The sequence below is a fragment of the Actinokineospora auranticolor genome (assembly GCF_002934265.1).
GTDB lineage: Bacteria > Actinomycetota > Actinomycetes > Mycobacteriales > Pseudonocardiaceae > Actinokineospora > Actinokineospora auranticolor.
This window is the reverse complement of the sequence record NZ_PTIX01000042.1, coordinates 23,703-30,950: the sequence shown is the minus strand read 5'-3', so window position 1 is coordinate 30,950 and position 7,248 is coordinate 23,703. Positions and strand designations below refer to the sequence as shown.

General features: G+C 72.5%; 8 protein-coding genes. 2 read left to right on the top strand and 6 right to left on the bottom strand.

Translation table 11 applies throughout. The annotated features are described in order from the left end of the window. Positions 1-187 precede the first annotated feature (187 nt). The 6 genes from CLV40_RS36035 to CLV40_RS36015 form a co-directional block, all read right to left on the bottom strand. A complete protein-coding gene (locus CLV40_RS36035; RefSeq protein ID WP_104483519.1) occupies positions 188-1,528 on the bottom strand; it encodes a WS/DGAT/MGAT family O-acyltransferase in 1,341 nt (446 codons plus the stop codon). A gap of 58 nt (positions 1,529-1,586) precedes the next feature. Beyond that, the gene (locus tag CLV40_RS36030) at positions 1,587-3,131 is read right to left on the bottom strand and encodes a serine/threonine-protein kinase (protein ID WP_281261706.1); all 1,545 of its coding nucleotides are present in this window, start codon (positions 3,129-3,131) and stop codon (positions 1,587-1,589) included. A 111-nt stretch (positions 3,132-3,242) separates the two neighbouring features. Continuing rightward, positions 3,243-3,377, bottom strand: a complete 135-nt coding sequence (locus tag CLV40_RS37610) for a hypothetical protein (protein ID WP_245931805.1) — start codon at positions 3,375-3,377, stop codon at positions 3,243-3,245. 219 nt (positions 3,378-3,596) lie between these two features. Continuing rightward, positions 3,597-3,791, bottom strand: a complete 195-nt coding sequence (locus tag CLV40_RS36025) for a DUF397 domain-containing protein (RefSeq protein ID WP_104483518.1) — start codon at positions 3,789-3,791, stop codon at positions 3,597-3,599. A 7-nt stretch (positions 3,792-3,798) separates the two neighbouring features. After that, positions 3,799-4,665 carry a helix-turn-helix domain-containing protein gene (locus CLV40_RS36020; protein WP_104483517.1) on the bottom strand — a complete coding sequence of 289 codons (867 nt, stop codon included), beginning with the start codon at positions 4,663-4,665 and terminating at the stop codon, positions 3,799-3,801. Between the two features lie 632 nt (positions 4,666-5,297). Beyond that, on the bottom strand, positions 5,298-5,717 hold the full coding sequence (locus tag CLV40_RS36015; RefSeq protein WP_104483522.1) for a MerR family transcriptional regulator: 420 nt from the start codon (positions 5,715-5,717) through the stop codon (positions 5,298-5,300). A 28-nt stretch (positions 5,718-5,745) separates the two neighbouring features. Here CLV40_RS36015 and CLV40_RS36010 point away from each other — a divergent pair, with 28 nt between their 5' ends. Both CLV40_RS36010 and CLV40_RS36005 read left to right on the top strand, forming a co-directional pair. Further along, a complete protein-coding gene (locus CLV40_RS36010; protein WP_104483521.1) occupies positions 5,746-6,444 on the top strand; it encodes a methyltransferase domain-containing protein in 699 nt (232 codons plus the stop codon). A gap of 171 nt (positions 6,445-6,615) precedes the next feature. Next, a complete protein-coding gene (locus CLV40_RS36005; protein ID WP_245931804.1) occupies positions 6,616-7,230 on the top strand; it encodes a class I SAM-dependent methyltransferase in 615 nt (204 codons plus the stop codon). The last annotated feature ends 18 nt before the right edge of the window (positions 7,231-7,248 follow it).

The window sequence follows — 7,248 nt, the reverse complement described above, 5'->3', positions numbered from 1 at the left end:
GGGCGCGTCCTGCAGCGTTGGACCAGACGGTGGCGGCCTTCGACCGACAGCGGGGCGTTACGGTGGAGCACGGACGGGTCTTTCTACTCGGCGGACGAGTTGGTCGCACTTCTCATCCTGCCGCCGAAAGACCCGTCCCCCTACTTCAGGCCCTACCAGCCGTCACCAACGTCATGACCCGCAACAACTAGACGACCCGCGACTCCAGCGCGGACAGCTCGGCGTCCAGGTGGGTCAGCAGCCGCTGCAGGTGGGGGACCGAGCGGCGGCAGCCGGTGAGACCGAACTCCACCGAGCCGTCGTAGCTGGTCACGGTGATGTTGAGGGCCTGGCCCTCGTAGGGGATCGACAGCGGGTACACGCCCAGCATCCGGGCGCCGTTCCAGTAGCGCGGCTCGGCGGGCCCCGGCACGTTGCTGATCATCAGGTTGAACGGCGGCGGCGTCAGCCGCACCCCGCCCGGCAGCAGGCCGGCGGCCAGCGGCGCGAACGGGATCGCGCTGAGCGCGGTGATCTGCAGCGGGCTCATGCCCTCGTAGAAGGCCTTCCCCCGGCGCGTGGAGTCGGTGATCGCGGCCAGCCGGTCGGCGGGCGCGGCCAGGTCGGTGGCCAGGTTGGCCAGGATCAGGCCCAGCGCGTTGCCGCCGTCGCGGCCCCCGTCCGCCCGCAGCGACATCGGGACCGCGGCCACCAGCGGCCGGTCCGGCAGGGCGTCGAGCTCCAGCAGGTAGGTCCGCAGCGCGCCCGCGCACATGGCGAGCACGACGTCGTTGACGGTCGCGCCCGCGGCCTCCCCGATGGCGCGCACGCGCTCCAGCGGCCAGCCCTGGGCGGCGAACCGGCGGGCACCGGTGATCGGCACGTTGAAGATCGAGCGCGGGGCGCCGAAGGGCAGGTTCGCGGCCTGCTCGTCGAAGGCCTGGTTGACGTACTTCGCCACCGCGGGCCCCAGTCCGACCAGTTCGCGCACGACCCGGGACAACCCGCCGCCCCGCGACCGGGTGCGCTCCCCCGGCGGCACGGCCCACGGCGCCCCCAGGCCGCGCTCGGCCGGGTCGGTGGAGAGCGACCGCTGGAGCAGCCGCAGCGCGGAGACGCCGTCGAGCAGCGCGTGGTGGACCTTGGTGTAGAGGGCGAACCTGTTGTCCTGCAACCCTTCTACCAGGTGCGCCTCCCACAGCGGCCGGTGCCGGTCCAGCAGCGAGCCGTGCAGCCGCGACACCAGCTCCAGCAGCTCGCGGACCCGGCCGGGGGCGGGCAGAGCGGAGAGCCGCACGTGGTACTCGAGGTCGAGGCGGTCGTCGTCGGTCCAGACCCACTGGCCGACGGTGCTCACCGGCCCGCGCGGCCTGCGCCGCAGCAGCGGGTGCACCTCGGGGTCGGCGAGCAGCGCCCGGTGCAGGTCGCCGACGTAGTCGCGGTCGGCGCCGTCGGGCAGCGCGAACAGCTGCAACCCGCCGACGTGCAGCGGGTGCTCGCGGGACTCGCCCAGCAGGAACATGGACTCCGTCACGGGCATCAGGCCCACGGCGCACCTCCTGGAGTTCGGCGTCCGCCCCGGCTCGCGCGGTGTCCCGGGTGGACGGTCAGCGCGAGTCGGAGTCGATGAGGTACCTACCACCGGAGAGCACGACCCGCACGCTCCGCTTCGACGTCGTCGACGCGCCACCCGCGGGCTTCACCTCGACGTCCACGGGCACGGTGACCGAGCCGTCGGGGTTGGACGAGACCTGGCGGGCGTTGCGGGAGGCGACGTAGGCGTACTGGCCCCAGTACGCCTGGAACGCGGCCAAGTCGCCGAACGCGGCCTTGCCGTTGGGCCCCAACATGTCCCAGCGCTGCTGCGGGGAGCTGTCACTGCCGAAGTAGGCGATCACGGCCAGACCGGCGGCGCTGAAGTCGGTGACCTTGTCGGTGACCGGCAGCGGTGTGGCCGACGTGCTGGTCGTGGTGTTCGGCAGCGGCGACTGGCTGACGGTGACCACGCTGGTGATCGTGTTCGGCGGCAACTGCTGCTGCGCGTTGTCGCGGTTGCCGCTGGTGAGCACGACGGTGACGGCACCGGCCAGCACGACGACGCCGAGCAGCGCCAGGACGAGCACCCCGCGCTTGGGGCCCGGCTGCGCGGGGTGCGCGACGGGCGCCGGGGCGGCGGGCCGCGCGGGCTGGACCGGGCGGGCGGGCGGCGTCTTGGCGGTCGGGGTCGAGCCCAGGCGCATCCGGCCGGGCAGCGCGGGCAGCCTGCGCGCCGGGGTGGTGCGCGGTTCGACCACCGGCACGGGCAGCGGCGCGGTCGGCATCGACAGCAGGTTCGCCGCCTCGTCCATGGTGGGCCGGTCGGTGGGTTCCGCGCGCAGCAGCGACATCAGGGTCGGGGTGAGCGCGCCCGCGCCCTGCGGCGGGGTGACCGCACCGGAGGCGACGGCGTGCAGCAGCGCCAGCGGGTTGGCGTTGGTGCCGAACGGCGGCGCGCCCTCCAGCGCGTGGTAGAGCGTGGCGCCGAGGGAGAACACGTCCGAGGCCTGGCTGGGGTCGTGGCCGCGGGCGATCTCGGGGGCCAGGTAGGCGGGGGTGCCCGCGAGCATGCCGGTCTCGGTGACCGTGCCGTCGTCGATGGCCCGGGAGATGCCGAAGTCGGTGATCTTCACGGTGCCGTTGTCGCCGAGCAGGATGTTGCCGGGTTTGACATCGCGGTGCACGATCCCGGCGGCGTGCGCGGCGGCCAGCGCGGCGGCGACCTGGGAGCCGATGGCGGCGACCTGCTCGGGGGTGAGCGTGCCGTCCTCGGCGAGCACCTTGGACAGGCTGCGCGACGGCAGGAACTCCATCACCAGGCACGGGTCGCCGTCGTGCTCGGCCACGTCGAGCATGGCGATGGCGTTGCGGTGCTGCAGCCGGGCGGCGATCCGCGCCTCCCGCATGGCCCGGCGCCGGGCCTCCTCGGTCTGCGCCGCGGTGAGCCCCGGTCGGATGATCAGCCGCTTGAGCGCGATGACCCGTTCCAGCCGCTCGTCCTTGGCGCGCCAGACGACCCCCATGGCGCCGCTGCCCACGGGGTCCTGCAGCCGATAGCGTCCGGCGACCAACTCACCCTGTTCGATGACCAGGTACTCCTCGCGTGTGTGGACCACGGGGCCCGACTAGGGAGCCGAGACTAGCGAACCACTCCGACGGGTCGATCATTCGTCCGCACGACTGACGGCGTGCCATCCGACGGTCACGGGGAGTTTCCGGTCGCGGCCTCAGCCGAGGTCGAAGCGACCACGGCGCAGGCTGTCCACGAACACCGCGCGGGCGCGCGCACCGCGCACCTCGATCACGTCGCCGAGCACCGTGTCGCGCACCAGCAGGGCGCGGGCGTCGTACCCGAGCTCCACGCACCCCCCGGTGTTGCACCGCGAACTCCGGCGGAATCGAGCCACCATGGCCGCACCCCTCTCTCCGATCGGCGCCACTGCGACTCGAAAAGCCGCAGGTCGTACGTCGTTGAGCGACCTGTGATCCCAGGTTACCGGAGCGCGAACAGGGCAAACCAGTGCCCCGGCGCCGATCGCGGCGCCGGGGCACGTGGTCCACGCTGGGTCGCTACCCGGTCGTCAGCCGCCGTCCCGGGTGAGCGCACCGGCCCTGACCTGGGCGGTGAAGGTCAACCACGCGGTCGGGTCGGCGATCGCGGCGAGGCGCACCGCGCCCTTGGAATCGCGGACGGTGACCGCCCCGGCGCGCGGGAAGTCGACCTGCAGGCAGGCTCCTGTGGTGCAGAAGCTGCTCTGCCGAAAACGCGTTGTCATCTCTTTTTCATTCTTCCTGCGAATACTTTCGAACCATGCTCTCGATGAGCCGCCTGGACTCCTCCACGTCGGGGCACCGGCGCGCCAGTTCGTCGAAGATCTTGGTGTAGCGGGCCACCTCGGCCTCCTGCTCCAGCCAGCGGTCGTCCAGGCTCGCCTCGATGTTGACCGCGTTGCGGTCGTTCTCGCTCTCGAAGGTGAAGACCACGAACGTGCACTGGCCCGCGATGTCGGGACCGAGGCCGAAGGGGAACACGCGCAGGGACAGGTGCGGGGAGTGCGAGGCCGCGACCAGGCTCTCCAGCTGCGCGCGCATGACCGCGGGCGAACCGACCCTGCGGTGCAGGGCGGCCTCGTCCATGACCACGTGCAGGTGCAGCGGTTCCTCGCGGTCGGCCACCGCCCGCTGCCTGCGCATGCGCATCTGCACGCGCTGCTCGTTGAGCTCGCGCGCCCGCGGGTAGATGGCGGTGAACAGGGCTCTGGCGTAGTCCTCGGTCTGCAGCAGGCCCAACACCGAGGAGCCCACCGAGCACCGCATCTTCGACGCCTCGGCTTCCAGCGAGACGTACATGTCGACGTTCTGCGAGACCACCCCGGAGAAGTCCTGCCACCACGCCTGCCGTCGGCCCTCACCGGCGAGCCGGACCAGCCGGTCGCGCAGCTTCTGGTCGTCGACCTTGTAGAGGTCGAGCAGGTCCCGCACGTCGCGGGCCTTCGGCACGCCACGGCCGTTCTCCAGCCGGGAGATCTTGGAGATGGAGCACTCCAGGTGCTCGGCGGCGTCCTCCAGGTGCAGTCCCGCGACATCCCTGAGGGCACGCAGCTCGGTGCCCAGGCGGCGGCGGGGGATCAGCGGTCCCTGTGGGGGCATCGATCCTCCTCGTCATGACCGAGCGCGGCCGTCCGGTCGTGGGGTCGGCTGACACGCTCCGATGACATCATGCAATTGCACACCGAGATTGCCGGGTGACATTGACAATGCAATCTACCATCGGGAACGACCACAACCGGATACCGGGGTGGCCGGGATCGGAACCTGACCGAGTCACGTTTCCGCAGCTCAGCGGGTGGTTTTGAGCCCAAGTGGTCCTCACTGGACGTTGTGCGCCCGTACGCCCCCCAACGGGTCCACCCGATCGTGTTGCAATTGCACGACAAGGTGGGGCGCTACTCACCGCGAGAGTAGAGGAATCGGGTTCCCGATTAGGCCAAGCCGGTAGGGCACTTCGGCATCCCTTGGGTCGGACCCGACAGTCGACCGGTCGGAGGGGTTCCGCCGACCTCTCCATGCAATTGCACCAGACGATTGCGAGGTGAGTTCTCGTCGCACAACCGAAGGCCGAGGCCGCGCGGGCGGCGGTCGCGGGGTCGGCGGTGCCGCTGTTCGCGGTGTCCACTGTGGTCGCGCCGTCGGTCCACCCGCGCGTCCGGATCGGACCGACCCACACCCTGGTCCGATCCGGATCGAAGCCCGCGCGGTCCAAGCCGGACTCCCGCCCCGCGTCACCGACCGGGCGCGGCCCGATCCGGCGCGGCCACCGCGGAAGCGAGGCGCGCGCGGTAGTTCGGGCACGTCGTGATGTCCTCGTGCGCGCAGTTCAACCCGGCTTCCACGAGGTCCAGTGCCGACCGCAGCGCCGCCACCCTGGCCCGCAGCGCGCTGTGGTGGCGGCGGAGCACGTCCTTGTGGGTGGCCGGGTCGGTCGCGGTGAGGAAGTCGCGGATGTCCGGCAGCGACAGACCCGCCTCCTTCGCGCACACGATCGACGCCACCCGGACCAGGTCGTCGGGGGTGTAGCGGCGGCGGTCGCCCGCGACGCGGGTCGGGGACAGCAGGCCCACCGACTCCCAGTGCCGCAGCACGTGGGTCGGCAGGCCGAAGCGCGCGGCCACCTGGCCGATCGTCAGCGGGCTTGACTTCATGTCGACATCAAGTCCGAGCATCGTGGGCATGTCCAGCCTGCTCGCGGTCCTCGACGCCGGAGACGCGCAACCCGCCGCGGTGGCGCTCCGCGCGCGTTCCTACGAACTGCTCGGCGACGTCACCGGCCGAACCGTGGTCGACGTCGGGCGCGGCGGCGGCCGCGCGGTCGCCGAGCTGACCGCGCGCGGCGCCCGCCCGGTCGGCGTCGACCTCGACCCCGGGATGGTCGCCGCGGCCCGCGAACGCCTGCCCACCGGCGACTTCCACGTCGCCGACGCGGGTGCGCTGCCGTTCGCGACCGGGTCGGTCGCCGGGTACCGCGCGGACAAGGTGCTGCACCTGCTCGACGACCCCGCGCGCGCCGTGGCCGAGGCCCGCCGCGTGCTCGCCCCCGGCGGGTGGGCGGTGCTGCTCGGCCCGGACCGGGACGCGATCGCCGTCGACTCGGACGACCCCGCCACCACCCGGCGGCTGGTCCGCGCGAAGGCGGACACCTTCCCGTCGCCGCGCGCGCCCCGGCGGCAGCGCGCACTGCTGCACGACGCCGGGTTCACCGGCCCGGTCGTCGAGGTGCGCGGCCTCGCGCTCACCGACGACGTCGCGCTCGCCATGGCGCACCGGCTCACCGACGACCGGGACTGGCTCGCCGAGCAGACCGCGCGGCGGCGGGCGGACCGGATCTTCGTCGCGATCCCGGTGTTCCTCCTGGTCGCCGCCCGGAGGTAGGACGATTTCCCTTCCGCTCCAACGCCACCGCGCCGCCGCTGCCCGCCGACCCGCCCGCGCGGGCAGTCGGCCGGAGCCGATTGGGCCGAGTGCGCGATCAAGTGGCGGAGTCGCGCTGCGCGGGTCGTCGACCACTGGACCGCCCGCGCGGCCGGCGGCATGCTGTGCGGCGTGGCTACCCAGAACCCCCCGCCCGCGTTCGACCTGATCGGCAGGCGCTACGACGAGTCCTTCGTGGAACGCGACGTGCAGATCGCCGAGGCGGCCTGGCTCGTCGAGCGGCTCCCCGCCGGATCGCGGGTGCTCGACCTCGGCTGCGGCAGCGGCCTGCCCACCGCCAAACAGCTGCTCGACGCGGGGCTGTCCGTCGTCGGCATCGATGAGTCCGAGGTGATGCTGGAGCTGGCCCGCGAGCAGGCCCCCGGCGGCGACTACCGGCACGGCGACCTGCGCGAGCTCACCGGGCTGGGCGAGTTCGACGCGGCCGTCGCGTTCTTCGCCCTGCTCATGCTGTCCAAGGCCGACATCGAGCTGACCCTGCGCGCGATCCGCGCCCAGCTGCGCGGCCCGAAGCTGCTGCTGCTGAGCATGGTGCAGGGCGACTTCGACACGTTCCCGGTCAACTTCCTCGGCGCCCCGACCACCGTCTCGGCCTACCCGCCGGACCAGCTCAAGCAGGTGGTCGCGGACGCGGGCTTCGGCTCCGTCGAACTGCGCGAGTTCGAGGCCGAGGCCGAACCGGGCCGGATCGAGGCGCAGCTCTACCTGCGCGCGGTCGCGGAGTAGGAACGCCAACGACCACGG

Coding starts and splice junctions, on each gene's coding strand:
- CLV40_RS36025 (WP_104483518.1), bottom strand. CDS start 3,791: ATGACAACGCGTTTTCGGCAGAGCAGCTTCTGCACCACAGGAGCCTGC.
- CLV40_RS36020 (WP_104483517.1), bottom strand. CDS start 4,665: ATGCCCCCACAGGGACCGCTGATCCCCCGCCGCCGCCTGGGCACCGAG.
- CLV40_RS36015 (WP_104483522.1), bottom strand. CDS start 5,717: ATGAAGTCAAGCCCGCTGACGATCGGCCAGGTGGCCGCGCGCTTCGGC.
- CLV40_RS36010 (WP_104483521.1), top strand. CDS start 5,746: ATGTCCAGCCTGCTCGCGGTCCTCGACGCCGGAGACGCGCAACCCGCC.